Annotated in this window: 13 protein-coding genes; 5 read left to right on the top strand and 8 right to left on the bottom strand. The window is 48.8% G+C overall.

The window, feature by feature from the left end; all coding sequences use genetic code 11:
- Nucleotides 1-20: 20 nt before the first annotated feature.
- Nucleotides 21-416 (bottom strand): VOC family protein, encoded by a 396-nt coding sequence (locus tag KK083_RS03770; RefSeq protein WP_254160836.1) that lies wholly within the window; start codon nt 414-416, stop codon nt 21-23.
- Nucleotides 417-512: 96 nt separating this feature from the next.
- Here KK083_RS03770 and KK083_RS03765 point away from each other — a divergent pair, with 96 nt between their 5' ends.
- Entirely contained in the window at nt 513-1811 is a 1299-nt protein-coding gene (locus tag KK083_RS03765; RefSeq protein ID WP_254160835.1) for a hypothetical protein, read from the top strand.
- Between the two features lie 30 nt (nt 1812-1841).
- Here KK083_RS03765 and KK083_RS03760 read toward each other — a convergent pair whose 3' ends face one another.
- From KK083_RS03760 to KK083_RS03750, 3 genes are read right to left on the bottom strand one after another with little or no spacing between them, the layout of a single operon-like run.
- Nucleotides 1842-2354 carry an SUKH-4 family immunity protein gene (locus KK083_RS03760; protein ID WP_254160834.1) on the bottom strand — a complete coding sequence of 171 codons (513 nt, stop codon included), beginning with the start codon at nt 2352-2354 and terminating at the stop codon, nt 1842-1844.
- 42 nt (nt 2355-2396) lie between these two features.
- Nucleotides 2397-3476, bottom strand: a complete 1080-nt coding sequence (locus tag KK083_RS03755) for a S1C family serine protease (protein ID WP_254160833.1) — start codon at nt 3474-3476, stop codon at nt 2397-2399.
- Complete coding sequence (locus tag KK083_RS03750; RefSeq protein ID WP_254160832.1) at nt 3473-4036, bottom strand: RNA polymerase sigma factor; 564 nt, start codon at nt 4034-4036, stop codon at nt 3473-3475. The genes KK083_RS03755 and KK083_RS03750 overlap by 4 nt, the downstream gene beginning before the upstream one ends.
- 123 nt (nt 4037-4159) lie before the next feature.
- Here KK083_RS03750 and KK083_RS03745 point away from each other — a divergent pair, with 123 nt between their 5' ends.
- The gene (locus KK083_RS03745) at nt 4160-4342 is read left to right on the top strand and encodes a hypothetical protein (protein ID WP_254160831.1); all 183 of its coding nucleotides are present in this window, start codon (nt 4160-4162) and stop codon (nt 4340-4342) included.
- A 168-nt stretch (nt 4343-4510) separates the two neighbouring features.
- A complete protein-coding gene (locus tag KK083_RS03740) occupies nt 4511-5356 on the top strand; it encodes a DUF4349 domain-containing protein (protein ID WP_254160829.1) in 846 nt (281 codons plus the stop codon).
- A 108-nt stretch (nt 5357-5464) separates the two neighbouring features.
- Here the strand turns inward: KK083_RS03740 and KK083_RS03735 are convergent, their stop codons facing one another.
- The 3 genes from KK083_RS03735 to KK083_RS03725 form a co-directional block, all read right to left on the bottom strand.
- Nucleotides 5465-7282, bottom strand: coding sequence for a L,D-transpeptidase family protein (locus KK083_RS03735; protein WP_254160827.1), 1818 nt, complete (start codon nt 7280-7282; stop codon nt 5465-5467).
- Nucleotides 7283-7699: 417 nt separating this feature from the next.
- Complete coding sequence (locus KK083_RS03730) at nt 7700-8461, bottom strand: LytR/AlgR family response regulator transcription factor (RefSeq protein ID WP_254160825.1); 762 nt, start codon at nt 8459-8461, stop codon at nt 7700-7702.
- 58 nt (nt 8462-8519) lie between these two features.
- Complete coding sequence (locus KK083_RS03725) at nt 8520-11531, bottom strand: two-component regulator propeller domain-containing protein (protein WP_254160823.1); 3012 nt, start codon at nt 11529-11531, stop codon at nt 8520-8522.
- A 71-nt stretch (nt 11532-11602) separates the two neighbouring features.
- Here KK083_RS03725 and KK083_RS03720 point away from each other — a divergent pair, with 71 nt between their 5' ends.
- Entirely contained in the window at nt 11603-12610 is a 1008-nt protein-coding gene (locus KK083_RS03720; protein ID WP_254160821.1) for a bestrophin family protein, read from the top strand.
- A 458-nt stretch (nt 12611-13068) separates the two neighbouring features.
- Nucleotides 13069-13824, top strand: coding sequence for a motility-associated ABC transporter substrate-binding family protein (locus KK083_RS03715; protein WP_254160819.1), 756 nt, complete (start codon nt 13069-13071; stop codon nt 13822-13824).
- Nucleotides 13825-13840: 16 nt separating this feature from the next.
- Here the strand turns inward: KK083_RS03715 and KK083_RS03710 are convergent, their stop codons facing one another.
- On the bottom strand, nt 13841-14734 hold the full coding sequence (locus KK083_RS03710; protein ID WP_254160817.1) for an alpha/beta fold hydrolase: 894 nt from the start codon (nt 14732-14734) through the stop codon (nt 13841-13843).
- Nucleotides 14735-14802 lie beyond the last annotated feature (68 nt).

The following is a 14802-nucleotide window of genomic DNA, read 5'->3' as shown; positions in this document are numbered from 1 at the left end:
TCCTGAACATCCTGTGAATCCTAAAATCCTGGTCGTTGGATGAGATCCCAAAGGTTTCCATAAAGGTCCTGGAACACGGCTACGGTGCCGTAGACTTCATTGCTGGGCGGACGGACAAACGTGATGCTTTTGCTTTGCAGGTCATTGTAGTCGCGCCAGAAATCGTCTGTGTGTAAGAACAGAAAAACCCTTCCGCCGGTCTGATTACCGACGCGGCTCCTTTGTTCATCAGTGGCGGCCTTTGCAAGAAGCAGTGTCGTGCCCGATGATCCCGGTGGCGCCACCTCAACCCAACGTTTTGTTTCCGAAAGAACGGTGTCTTCGATCAGGGTAAAATTCAGTTTTTCCGTGTAGAACCGAATGGCCTCGTCATAATCTTCCACCACTAAGGCAATATGGGCAATGGTTTGTTTCATCGATATCAGCTTAAATTTGTAGCTTGGATTTGAGAATCGAAAGGTACTCATACATCAATGAAAGCAACATCGATCACTTTATTAATATTTTGCTGCATGCCATTCAAACTATTTTCTCAGGATTCTGCGCTTGAAAAGACCTTAAAAGCCTGGATCAAAAATCCCACTTCCGAGATCTCTGAAAAATTGAGAAAGATCTCCAACCCGGAAGTGAAGGCCGAAGCAGAGAGTAAGCTTATTTGCCAGGCGCTCGGGATCATTAAGTCACAACTGCAGGCATCGTTTGATGAAAAGACCGAGAATAATATTTACGAGCTTACAGTGCTGTTTCAAAGCGCATCGACCAAAGAGGCGGCAAACTATCTGAACGATATAGGGATTCCACTGTTGATCGATATATTATCTGCAATAGAGCTTAAACAATACAAATCGGAATCTTTTTTCAGCTGCGCGCCAATGATGCTGAAGATGTTTGCTGTGTATAAAAATCAGAAAGGATGGAACAAGCTTGCCGAATGTGTAAAAAGCGATTTCAAGAATGAAGAATATATGTGGAGCGTGATCCTGAACGCCGCGTCAGATAACGAATCAAAGTATGACCTGATCATTCAGGCGCTCAATGGAAAGATACCTTCAGGATTTTTAGGGATATCCTATCTCGATATGTGCAATGCCATCGCTATCAGGACAAATACCTTTAAACATCCATTCAACTCGCCGCAAGGATTTGCCTTTCTTGATGCCATCGTGAAAAACAATGACCCAGCCGGCGAGAGTTACATCGTCAGCGCTACAGCCTCCATTCCGTTTTTAGCCAAAGAATACCAAGATAGCTTATTGGAGACGGTGAGTAAACATAAAAGTATCGATATTCAAATGGAAGCCGCCTGGGCTGGCGCAAAGATGGGCGGTAATGAATCCGTTGATAAATTGGCGGGCTTTGCAAAAGACTACCGGTACAGCACAAAAGCCATCAGCTATTTGAATGAGCTGCATCTGGAGAACAGAATCCCGAATGAGATCCAAGCTCCGGACTTTCAGGCATTGAGCGAGATGTGCAACTGGTTGGCGCACCCCAATGAGTACGGAGCGTATCCTGACCACGCAGAGATCTTTTATAAAACCAGCTTATACTGGCCACCAACGAAAGATGTCAGGCCTATTTACCTCATCAAGTACACCTACAAAAACCATAAAGAAGATGGCTCTGACGATGTCGGCATCGGTTTGGTAGGCTCTGTTACTTTTTCTTTGTTTGGACTGCAGAATATGCTCACCTTAAAGCCGGTCGAGCTGTTGGCCATTCATTGCAACTGGGAACTGGAAAAAGAAAATTACCAGGATATCAAAAGTGGTATCGCGTTGTTGAAAAAGCACAATAAGGATATTGAGTGAAGAGGTCGAGGCCAAGAGCAGTGCGCGAGACTAGATTGACTCACTTACTATCGATCCCCACCAGGTATCTTTACTGGCCAGGGCTTGCTTGTCAACATCCTTCATTTTCTCCACCATCAATTTGATCAGATCGGCTTCGCTGCTTTTGCCTGTAAGTGAACGACGTTGAAATTCTATGAACAATTGAATGGTTTCAATGAACTTGTCGATAGTGGAATTGACAAAGCATACAGGATCGTGACCCGTTACCTTGTCAAGGTCGATTGCATATAGTTGATGGTTGGATAATGAAATGGCGAAATAAGTTCCTGAGTCATCTCCGAGAACGCAGTAATTGTCGCCCATAAATTCTGTGCTGCCGGGTTCAAAATAAAAATTGATTTCAAGTGCCTTGTTCAGGTCACTCAGGTCGGCCGGAAGCCCAACAGTTGTTAAGAAGCTGGAGGTGTTATCGTCAAAATTAAAGCGGGCAACAAGATCACTTGGGAGTGTACGAAGTTTTTCTTTCCAGAATAGCTCGATTTTTGAAAACTTTCGGGTCATAACCAACGGTTGCCGATCAAAACATCAGTTGATGCCTTGCAGTTAGTTCTCTTTGTAAACACGCACTATAAAAACGAACTCTTTCCATTTTTTGATCTGCTGAACCCTGTTCAGGTCCCTGATCGTATTTTGTTTCGGAAAGGTCAAGGGTGCTGAAAGCGAGTCAATAGCATCGTGCGTTACAATGTCGAGAAGCCGTGATGATTTGATGGCAAAGGCAGCACCTGCAGTTTCGGTTTCTACACCACTTACAATCCCGATCAAGTCTCCACGACTGTTCAGCAACGGCCCACCACTGTTACCGGGATTGACCGGAACCGAGACCTGGTATGCATTAGCAGCCTGCCGGAATCCGGAGGAGGCACTTACAGAACCTTCACCAAAAACAATATCTTCTCTCGGAAAACCCAACGTATAAACGTACTCACCTAATTCCGCTTCTTTGTTGCTGATGGTAAACGGCAATTTTTTTGCACGGAAACCAGGCGTGACGATTTTCAGGATAGAGATGTCATTAACGGCGTCGGTGTAAATTACCTGCGCTCTCAACCTTCCATAGGTTTCGTTTTCAATGGCAACGGAATCAGATTCCTTCACCACGTGATGACTGGTTGCGATATAACCGTTGGATGAGACCAGGAATCCGGTGCCGGAGTACTTGCCGGGGATCACCGGCTCAGGCTTCGACTCGGCGAGGTCTTGCATGAGTTGCTTCTGTGAGCGCTGGATCTGCTGCACATTTCTGCGCAACTCCTTATAATAGGCTGTCTGCCTGCTATCGAGCGAGCGGGTGATCAGCAAGGTTCCCACAATGGAAACCACTGCTATCGAGGCGGCAGCTGCGGTCATCCAGATATATTTCCTGGACGGCCTGGGAGTCAATGATACAACTTTTGGCGCCGTGCCTTCTGCCCACATTTCATCATGGGCTTCATCGAGAATATTTTTTATCTCCTGGCGATTGCCATGTTGTTTGATACTATCCATCAGCAGCAGGTACGCTTCTGCTTCTTTTCTGAATTCCGTATCCTGTTCCATTTTTTTCCGGAACTGGCGGATCTCTTCATCGCTTAGCTGCCCCTTGTGGTAGCGGTCCAGTAGTTGAAAGAATTCCGGTGTCATGGCGTAGTGTTATAATGAGAGAAGAATATTTTTTTTAATCGTTGCAGGCACTTATACTTTTGGTTCTTGGCGTTTTCAGCGCTGGTATACCCGTGTTTATCACGGATATCGTCCATCGAGAGATCGCGTACATAGAAATCTTCAATGATGCTGCGGCATGGCTCCCCCAGGTTATCGAGCGACTTCCCTATGAACATAAACTTCTTTTCAGCTTCCTCTATTTCGGCCATTTCTTCTTCGATCTGGGGGAAAACTTCACCCGGCGCTATATCCGGAAACCGCTTTTTCTCCGATAACCGCTTTAACCACAACCTTCTGCAGACCGCGTACAGGTAAGTTTTGATCTTACAGGTAAGTGTAAAACCGGGTTGCCGTACCCTTTCGTAAAAAGCGATCAGGCACTCCTGGTAAACATCTTTTGCCTCCTGTTCGGTGCCACTGTTCGAGCAGACCAGGTTCACCACCATGGGGTAGTGCGTTTTATACAATTCCCTCAACACGACTGAATTATCCTCATTTCTGAGCGCAGAAACGATCAATTCATCAAAGTAATGGGTCATAAAGAATGATCCGGTTTAATACACAACGGTAGCGAAGGTCACCCAATTCTAATAATATTTTTCTTTTTGGGTGACCTTTTTGGGATTCCTGTATGAAAGAAAATTTTTAAAATAAACTGATCTATGAAAAACAAAATCATGCAATTGGCTGCAGCAGCCTTTATCGGGATGTTCCTGATCGTAGTTTCCTGTACGTCATCTACTTCAGAAAAAGCTGCTGAACAGGATACGACTGCTACTACCCCGGTTGACACCACAACACTGCCTGCTGACACTACAGCGCAGGATACCGCTTCTGTAAAATAATTTTTTAAAGCCTTCATGGCAGAGACCTCATAGCCATGAGCCATGAGCTGAGAGCCGCGAGAAAGTACGAGTCCTGGGACCTCGCGGCTCAAAGCTTGTAGCCAGTTTCCTCTGTTTCCTTCCGGTTCCTTTCCGTTTCCATTTCCATTCAAATAAACCACAACAACAATGAAAAGGTATATATTGTTATCCCTTATGGCCATGCTATGCGCTGGCAGCTGTGCACCCAATCAGAAGCGTGAAGCGCAGGAAAACGCCGATGTATTATCTGAGCTTGACCCGAAAAAGTCAGAGACCCAGGCGCAGCTTACCGCGATACCCCAAAATGACCTCTATTCTGATGGCGCGACAAAGCTCATCAAAACCGCCAACTATCGTTTCCAGGTTGAAAGTGTAAAGAAGAGCACGGATGCCATCATCCAATCGATCCGGAAGTATCCGGCTTATATTTCATCTTCCAGCCTGCATCTTGAGAACCCCATCCTGGAAAACAAAATGACCATCCGGGTGCAGAACGAATACTTCCAGGACCTGCTGAAGGATATTGACGCGCAGGCGAAATTCACCAATCGCAGGGATGTTACCACGGAGGATGTTTCCAAGGATTTCGTCGATCTCGAGTCGAGGCTGAAATCAAAACGTGAGGTAGAAGCCCGCTACATGGAGATCCTCCGTAAAAAAGCGGGAACGATAGAAGAGCTGCTGGAAGCAGAGCGGCAGATCGGCATGGTTCATGAAGAGATCGAAGCCACCATCAGCAGGATCAATCATTTACGCAGTCAGGTAAGCCACAGCACCATCAACCTTGAGTTTTACCAGACCGTAGCACAGCAACTGCATGCGGGTGATGAAGTAACCATAAGAGATAAATTCGTGGAGGCGCTCTCTTCAGGGTGGAATGCAATTGTCTCCATCTCCATTGCCCTTACATACATCTGGCCTTTGCTGATCATTGCAGGATGTGTCTTGTTATACATCAGACTGAAAAGACCGTTCGGGATCAATAGGCAGTAGGCGAAAGCAGTAGGCAATTGGCAGCAGGCAACGAGTTAGGGCTCCTGATCTATCGGGAGCCTTTTTTCATTTCGGAAAAATAGAGCCCGTATTCTCACGGAGATTGAATCAGCGGCTGGCCACTAAGTTTTCGGTGCTGCCTACCCGCGTAAGGCTTTGAAGTTGTCTCTTGTCATGCCCATAAATGTCTTCTCCGAAATGAAGGTTGCCCTGGTCATCTACCCACACCGTGCGGTATTCGAGGTGTACCTCGTATTGTTTTCTCAACTGTATTTTGGTGGGCTTGCCACTGGTCATTGCTTTTTTGATACTGGCCAGATCCCATCCGGCTTCCCCTTGTAATATGTGGGCTGCGAAGGTTGCGGGGTCGTCAAGCCTGATGCATCCGTGACTGAGCGCCCTGTAACGGTGTGAGAATGGTTTGTGATCAGGTGTGTCGTGAAGGTATATGTTCATGTCGTTAGGCATAATGAATTTTGCCAATCCCAGGGCATTGTCACGACCGGGTTTTTGTACGATCCTGTATTCGCGGATGTTCACGGCGCTATCCCAGCGTTCTGCCGCGGGATCGATCTCAACTCCTTTTTTATAAAAGGTAAAGTCCCGGTTTGTGTAATACGTGTTGTTCTTTTTCAGCCGGGGGAGGATCTCTTCTTTGGCAACGCTGGGGGGCACAATCCACGTAGGACTGAACACCACATATTCCAGGGTGTCGCTGAACACCGGCGTGGCGTTGGCAACGGCGCCGACAATAACATTCATTTCGAGGGTGCGCTTCCCTTCGTTGTAGATGCGTAATTTGTATTCGGGGATATTGACACGGATGTATTGCGCAGCATCGTGCAGGGGTAGCCAACGCATTCTTTCCATGTTCAGGGCGATGAGGTCTGCTTTTTCTTTGAACGACTGATTCAGAAAACCCAACGTTTTGCCACCGATAATCCCATCTTCTTCCAATCCATGTCTCTGTTGAAACGTTTTCACGGCCGCCACCAATGCGCTATCGTACGACAGGGAATCGGCGGAAGCCACATGGCCTGTATCCGTTTTTATCTGGAGATCCATTAACCATAACTTTTTCCGGATGGCCGGTATCGCCACATGGCGCTCTGCAGGTTTGATGCGCTGGCGCGTAGACACAGGCAGTGTTCCGATGTCGGACTTTTCTAGTGACCTGTATGCAATCAGTTGTTTTTGCAGCTTCGCGTATTGTTCATGGGCGGGTTGTAATTTTTTCACAACATCATCAAGCTGTGGTGCGGTGTTGGCAAGGGCCAGCATGGAAACGTCGGCATTGTCTGCCTGGCGGTAGGGCATGATCCAGATCTTGCCCCGGGATCCTGTGTCAGTGATCCTTCCTTCCCTGAGGTGGATGGCGAAAAGGAAAAAGGTTTCTGTGATCTGGATGTCAAGCGCGGCAATATTCTTTGCAGCAGCGGGCCTTTCTTTGTAAAGGATGTTTACCTGTTGTTCGATGCGGTCTACCCGGTACATTTCAGGGCTTAATCCACAGTGTGTTGCATTTTTAAGAAGGTCGAGAGAGGCGTAGTACAGCGGGGTGGGACCGTTCTCGCCCAGCCATTTTGTTTTGAAAGCGTTGGCCTGGTAAAACTGGTTCACTTTGTCGTGGATCCTTTGCTGCAGTGACACATCGGAAAGTGAAAGTGACGAAATGTGGCCGGAGATCGCCGCGCTGTCTATGATAACGAATTGTTCTTTCGGCGCCTCGGTATGGCTGGTGATGCTGGCTGATTCATTGGTTCGAGTCAGGTTTTTCTGACAAGAGAAGAAAATGAACACGGACAAGAGCCAGTACGAATATTTGGTGATGATCACGGAAGCCTGCAGGATGCGGTTTGCAATGGCGGCGCTGCTGTTTTTTACCAGGTGCCTGATCCTGGCTGGAGTTTGACTTGTTGTTTTCATGTTCCCTTGGTTTTGGTTTGCTGAGGTAAAAGTATCCCCGGCAGCAGCGGCAATTCCCGCTAAAATGACAAGTGCAGGCAGGCGTTTGACAAGTGTATGGCGTGGTTTACAAGTGTAAAACAAGGTTGGCTTGGAAGTTAGTGGGGTTTGTTTCCCGCGGATTACGCAGGTAAGCGCAGATGAGATTTGAAATTTTTAGTGTTCCCGATAAAGCTATCGGGACCGTGTGATCTGCGGGAAATGCATTGAATTTCCCTCAGGTAGCCCCTTCTCCTTGCGGAGAAAGGACTGAGAGGGAACCCGAAATGCTATGGCAATTTCTTTTTGATAAAAATAGCCTGTACGCCCAGCGGGTTTTCTCAGAAAATGATAAGTGTAGGGGAAGAGTTGATAACTGTGAGCCAGGGCAAATAACTGTTATAAACCTTTATCGATCATGTCCAGCAGGCTGTTTTTCTTCCGGAATGAAACCGGTACCTCTGATTTATCGGCCATGATGGCGTAGCCGCCGTCTTTTTTTACATATTCTTTCAGGTAGGCAAAATTAATGAGGTGGGAGTGATGCACGCGGATAAAATTGTGGGGAGCGAGCAATTCTTCAAACTCTTTCAGGTTTTTGGTGGCGAGGATCTGTTCCTTTTGTTTCAGGTGAAAGATGGTATAAGCGCCTTGTGATTCGCATCTGATAATATCGTCGATGTGGATCATGTGCACTTTTTCCAGGCTATGGATGGCGATCCTTTTATTGCCGGGCTGTGCCGCGCCTTTCATGTTCTCGATGAGCAGGTTGATGCTGTCCTGGATGGTTTTGCTCTTTTCGTTTTGCGTGAGCTTGCCCACCGCTTTGATGAGCTCATCAGGGTCGATGGGTTTGAGCAGGTAATCCAGTGCGCTGTACTTGATTGCTTTGATGCCGTACGAATCGAGGGCGGTTGTAAAGATGATCTGAAAGGGGATCTCTTTGAGCTGGGTAAGCAGGTCGAAGCCGGTGCCATCGCCCATCTGGATGTCGAGGAACACGACCTCGGGTTTAAGTGTGCCGATCTTCTCCAGTGCGCTTTTTACACTGTCGGCCTCACCCACAATATTGATCTCCGGGCAATATTCCTTCAGATCGTGTGCCAGCGTAATTCTCGAGTTCTCAATATCATCAACGATCAGGGCGCGGAAGGTCTTCACGGCATTATTCAGGTTTGGGGAATGACAGGCAAGATAAATCTTTTTATACAAACGCTTTTCAGAAAGATTCGTAGGGCGTGGAAACGATCACTTCGGTGCCCAACGGCCTGCCATTTTCCTCCAGGTCGGTGATCTGAATGCCCGCATTTACTTTTCTGTGTGTTCCGTACTGCTCCAGGCGCTTTTGTGTGATCGGGATTGCCGTTGACTTGTGCTGCCCCCTCGTCTCTCCGTTGATGTGCGCGGATTGTTTGCGGCCGATGCCATTGTCGCGAATGGTGCACATCAATACTTCGCCGTTCAGTCTGAAATGAACGGTGATGGAACCAGGATCGGTTTTTTTCTTCAACCCGTGAACGATGGCGTTTTCAACAAACGGCTGGATCATCATGGGCGGGATCTGGATGTGCTCCGGGTCGACTGACTCGTCACAGGTGATTGAAAAATCGAACGGTTGTGGTGTGCTCAACTTCTCCAGCTCCAGGTAATTTTCCAGGATGCTGATCTCGTTCTGAAGCGGAATAAATTCTTCGCGCGCGTTCTCCAGGATCAGCCGCATCAGCTTGGCGAACTTGGCGAGGTATTTTTTCGCCTTGAAAGGATCGTTGGTGGAAATAAAACCCTGAATGGAATTGAGGCAATTGAAAATAAAGTGCGGGTTCATTTGCAGGCGCGCTGCCTCCTGCTCCAGCTCAAGGATACTTTTTTCCATTTCTAGTCTTTCCTGGATAACCCTGTTCTTTGCCTGGATGCGTTTCAATCTTGTGTAAAAGATCAGCCAGATCAGTAGCACTACGCCGGCGAATGCTGCTGCGCGAAACCACCACCGTTGCCACAAGGGAGGCGTAATGTTAAAAGTAAAAGATGCAGGCTCTGGATTCCAGACATTGTTCTCGTTACAGGCTATTACCTTGAACGTGTAGTCACCGGGTGGAAGATTTGAAAATACAGCCTGCGGATCGGCCAATGCGGGAGACCAGTCTTCGCTGAATCCTTCGAGCATCCATTTGTAACGCACGGCGCCTGGATTGCGATAATAAACGCCGGCAAAGGAGAAGGTGAGATTATTCTGATCGTACGGAAGTGTTAAGGTCACCGGAATCGGGAACCATGCAGACACGCTGTCGCCATACGGTGTGTCTTCGATCCTGTCAAAGAATAACCTGATGCCGGTGATGTTGACCCTGGGTGTTGATGCATGCTGATCGTCGCCCGGGCTGTATCTCACCAGGCCGTTGATCGTTCCAAACCAGATATTTCCTTTCCTGTCGATACAGGTGGAATTGCGATATACTTCCACTCCTTTGAAGCCTTCATCGGGACCAAAGTGACGGATGCTTTCCGGTGTGATATTCCCCGTCAGCGGGATCATGTCAACTCCTTGCTTCGTGCCGGCCCACAGATTTTGCTGGCGGTCTATCACCAGGGAGTAGATGGTGTTGGAGCTCAGGCCCTGCGCGCGCGTGAGGTGGTGAACTTCATTTCTGTCAAAGATCCTGATGCCCTGTGACGTGGCAACGTACACCCGGCGCAGTGAATCGGTGATCATGCTGTGGATCATGGTACGCCCCAGGCCTGCGGCGGCATTGGCGAACGTATCTGTTTCTCCTCGGCTGCTGATCCTGATTACCCCCGCATCGGCGGTTCCGAGCCAGATCGTCTCACCGTCGTACGTGATGGCGTTTACCCGGTTGCTTGAAAGTCCGTTCGCGGTAGTATATTTTTTTGTGATGCGAAGCGAATCGTTAACGGTGGAGGTCACCACCACCCCGCTGTCAGCCGAAGCGATCCACATGTTCTGGTCCTGGTCAACAACAAATCCTGTGATATTGTTGATGGGGAATCCTTCTTCGCGGGTGTAATGATAGGTGCCCGACTTGCTGAATTTATATACGCCGTCATCCTGCGTACCTATCCACAGGGCACTGTCAGCGGAGTAGTAAAAGCATTGCACGATGGAGGACGTGAAGCCGTCGCGCTGGTTCACCAGAGAATAATGTTTTCCATCGAACACGGTTGTTCCACCCAGCGATGTGCCGCACATAATGTTACCACTGATCGCTTCCACAATGCTGTACACCCGTTGGCCCATCTGGTCGTTTTGCGGGAACAGCGTAAAACGTTCGCTGTCGAGCTTGCTCAAACCTTCAGACGTGCCAAACCACAGGTTGCCCTCAGCATCTTTGTAACTGCAGACCACGGCGGCGTCAGCCTGTCCGCGGGCGAGGTTGTATCGCTGAAACGTTTTTCCATCGTACTTAATGACTCCGGCTGACGAGCCACACCAGACATTGTTCTTGTTGTCGGTCATCACTGCGTGGATCGCTTTCTCCGTTGTGCCGCTGATCTCCGGATAGTTTGTAAACGCTTTTCCATCAAGCCGACTGATGCCTGCCTTAGTTGCGAACCATAAGTTTCCGGCCTGATCTTCCGCGACAGCGTTGATCGCATCCGATGGCAGGCCATGTTCCTTTGTGAAAAACTCGAACTTCTTTACGTTGTATTTGGCAACGCCTGTGGGTGTTCCGATCCAGAGATCGGCTTGAGAATCCAGGTACAGGCAGTTGATGGCCTTGTCCAAAACACCTCTGAATGTTGTTCTGAACGGCGTAATGGTTTTGCCATCATATTTATAGAGGCCTTTGCTGCTGGTGCCTATCCAGGTATTATTGGCTCCATCGCTCAGAATCGTTGTAATGGTTTGATCGGAGAGATGATTGAAGAGTCGAAAGCTTCGTCCGTTATAAATGTAAACACCGCGTTCTGTGCCGATCCAGAGATCTCCGGTTGCATTTTCATGAATGGCATTAATAGTGTCAGCGGGCAGCTGCTCTTCTCCGAACTGGTAGAAGTGGTGACTGTCGAACCTGATGAGCCCCCGACCCGAAGTTGCTATCCACAGATCTCCGCGACGGTCCTGGCAAAGGGCGTTTACCTGCGACTCAGGGAAGCCATGGTCCGGCAAATAGTTTTTGAAATTGTAGATCTGTGCGTTTGCTGTGGAAATGCAGACCAGAAAAAGAGCTAGAAGCGTGGCATGTTTGCCCATCGACACAGGGTATTTTTTCAAAAGTAATCAAACGACTTGGAAATCGTAGCCCATGCCTCGTACTTCGTACCTCGTATTTCGTACCTTAAAAAGTGCATACCGGCAGATCATACAAGCTTTCGGAATTTCTCGTCTGGACCAGAAGGGATATCTATCGCCTTATTGTTTTAGGTGCAGTGCCCGTAGTGCTTTACCAGGTGGCCGGGTTAACGTGGCTGGCCATTCCATGGACGGTGGTGGCGCTGCTGGGAACAGCCACGGCATTTATCGTGGGCTTTAAAAATACCCAGACGTATAACCGCACCTGGGAAGCGCGGCAGATCTGGGCCGAGATCGTGAGCAACAGCAGGGCATGGGGAATTCTCTGCAGGGATTTTTTTAACAACCCGGTAAAATCAAAACTGCTTGTTTACCGGCACCTCGCCTGGCTCACGGCCTTGCGTTATCAACTGAGGGAGCCAAGGGCCTGGGAGAACGTGCACAACCGATACAACGTGGAGTATCAAAAATATTACCGCATTCCTGAAAAGGAGGTTTCACTGGAGACGGAGCTGGCCAAATACCTTTCTGCTGAAGAGCTGGCGTATGTCTTATCCACTAACAATAAAGCCACCGGCATCATCGGCCTGCAAAGCAAAACATTAAAGGAGCTGTATGGCAACCAGGAGGTGGTGGTGCTTCAGCTTGTTGAAATGCAAAGAACCATCAAGGAGCTCAGTGTTCAGCAGGGCAGGAGCGAACGCATCAAGAACTTTCCGTATCCCAGGCAATTTGCCACCGTTAATTCCATGTTCGTGAAGCTGTTTACGTTTCTGCTTCCGTTCGGTATGCTCGGAGAGTTCCAAGAGCTTAATGCAGGTGTGGAAGGCATCATGAAGGGAAACATGGTTTGGTTCGTGATCCCTTTCAGTGTGCTGATCTCCTGGATCTATACTTCGCTTGACCAGGTTGGAGAAAGCACAGAAAACCCATTTGAAGGAAGCCCCAACGATGTGCCAGTAACACAATTGTGCAGAGCGGTTGAGATCGACCTGCGCGAAATGCTGGGCGAAACGGATCTGCCTCCGTCATTGGAGCCGAAGAATGATATTGTGATGTAGCAGGCTCAGGCCCGCGCAACCTGCATATTGAGATTTTTGGGCGCCATTTTTCTCCTTGGAGATACCGGTGTCTCAAACCGGATAGCATGGTTAATCTTGTTTCGTTTGAGCAAGTCCAGCACTTCGTTAAGCTTTCCCGGTGGGGGGCTGTATGTATAAAAATATTCACACGGGGTGACCTCATCTGGGAGGATACCCAGTTAGTCATAAAGCTCAAAAAGCCCCAAGGATTCGGTTTTGAATACGGTAATGACAGGTTCCATGGTAAGGTTGGTGATGTTACCTTATAGCTGCTTAAAAAAATGTGCCATGGGTATCATGACACGTTCCCACATCCGCTCAAAGCTGTGCGTTGCCGAACGTTAACCTGGCGATGATCTTCAGAAAACGCGTCGTTTTGCGGGCTATTTTATGGCACCATCATTGGAAAGTGTGGCAGCGTAAAAACAACCTTCGACATGAGAAACATCGTTACAAAACATCGCTTGCTCCTGGTCGCGTCGCTGATGGCACTCTCCGTCACAACCATGGATGCGCAACCTTTCAAGGCGCCGAAGAAGATCCTGGTTGACATTGCCCATGGCCAGAAATTCTGGAACGACCCGGCTGACGTGGCCGGAAAGGATCCGGCATTTATCGAAAGGATCAGGTACATGACGGGTGAGCTCAAAAAGAATGCAATGGCCCTGAGCGCCTCCGTCGGTTACATAAAGTCAACCATCACACCTCAAAGCCTGGCAGGCTGCGATCTTCTGTTTATTCACATACCCTCCGCCAAATTCAGCGCAGATGAAGTGAGCGCCATTCAGCAATATGTAAAGAAAGGTGGCTCCTTGTTCCTGGTAGCGGAGGTTGATTATTGGGCAACCCTGGAGCAGACCAACGTCAACGATATTGTAAATACGTTTGGCATTGAATTTAAAAATGATAATCCAGATCAGTCGTCAGGAGGACATTCGCAGGCGGGTGCTGTTACGGATAAAAGCTTTTCGATCCCGTATCATGGTGCCAGGATCGTTCAGGGAGGCACGCCCTTCTGCTTCAGCAACAAGACCGACGAAAATCCTTTTGGCGTTTACAAAGAAGTAGATCGCGGCAAGGTCATTGCCATGGGAGACGGAATGGTCTCACTGTACATGACAAGCTGGGAGGGCGTGAACAATTACCAATGCTCCGAGTTTATGGAGGATGTGCTGGCGTGGCTGTTGAAGTGACGTTGTTAAAGTGATATCAAATGCCGGACTTGTGCTTTCGAAGAAAATTCCGGAGCAGTGCCGCCGTTTCCGATGGCTTTTCTTCCGGGAAGAAGTGACCTGCCGGAATGTTTGCGCCCTGTACGTTGCGTGCCCAGCGGTTCCACATAGAAAGGATATTCTCGGCACCATGCGTAAGGTCCAGGTACTTGCTCCAAAGCGCCAGTAACGGGCATTCGATCTGTCTGTGTTTTTCGAGGTCTGCCAGGTCGTGCGCAGGGTCTACCGTTGCTGCGGCGCGGTACTCTTCGCAGATGGCGTGTATGCGTTGCGGATCGTTGAATGATCCATAATAAGCTTCCCTGATCTCCGGTGTGAAAATTTCACCCGGTGTGCCCCACTCATCCAGGGCGTTATCGACAATTTCTCTCGAACATCGCTCAAGGATCTTTTCAGGCAGCGGTGGTGCCTGTGCCAGCAACGACCAGGGCCAGAAGTCCAATGCAAATTTTTTATCAGCCCGGTTCCAGGCTTCGGCTGTGGGAAGAATGTCGAGCACTGCTACTGACCGGATCACCTCCGGATGGTCTAATGCCATCCTGTAGGCTACACGCCCGCCACGGTCATGACCGATCACAGAAAATTGCTGAAAGCCGAGTTGTCTCATGACATCCACCAACGCGCGGGCCATGGTACGTTTCGCGTGTGGCATATGGTCGGGCGCAGACGGAGGACAACCACTGCGACCGTAACCAGGAAGATCAGCACAAACAACGGTGAAATTGTCGGAGAGTAATGGCATAATGTTCCGCCACATGAGATGCGTTTGCGGGAAGCCATGGAGCAGCAGCAGCGGTGGCCCTTCACCTGCTTTGCTGATAAAGATCGAGCTTTGATGGGTACTTATTTCACGGTATTCCGGCGTTTTCATCCTGGTGCAGCTTGCCAGGAGCTTTACTCAATTTTGTGCCAACCTCGATCATTCCGGTATAAAACAAT

Source organism: Chryseosolibacter histidinae, from assembly GCF_018598225.1.
In the GTDB taxonomy this organism is placed as follows: Bacteria; Bacteroidota; Bacteroidia; order Cytophagales; family Cyclobacteriaceae; genus Chryseosolibacter; species Chryseosolibacter histidini.
Note: the sequence above shows the minus strand (reverse complement) of the source record. Positions and strands in the feature narration are given on the sequence as shown.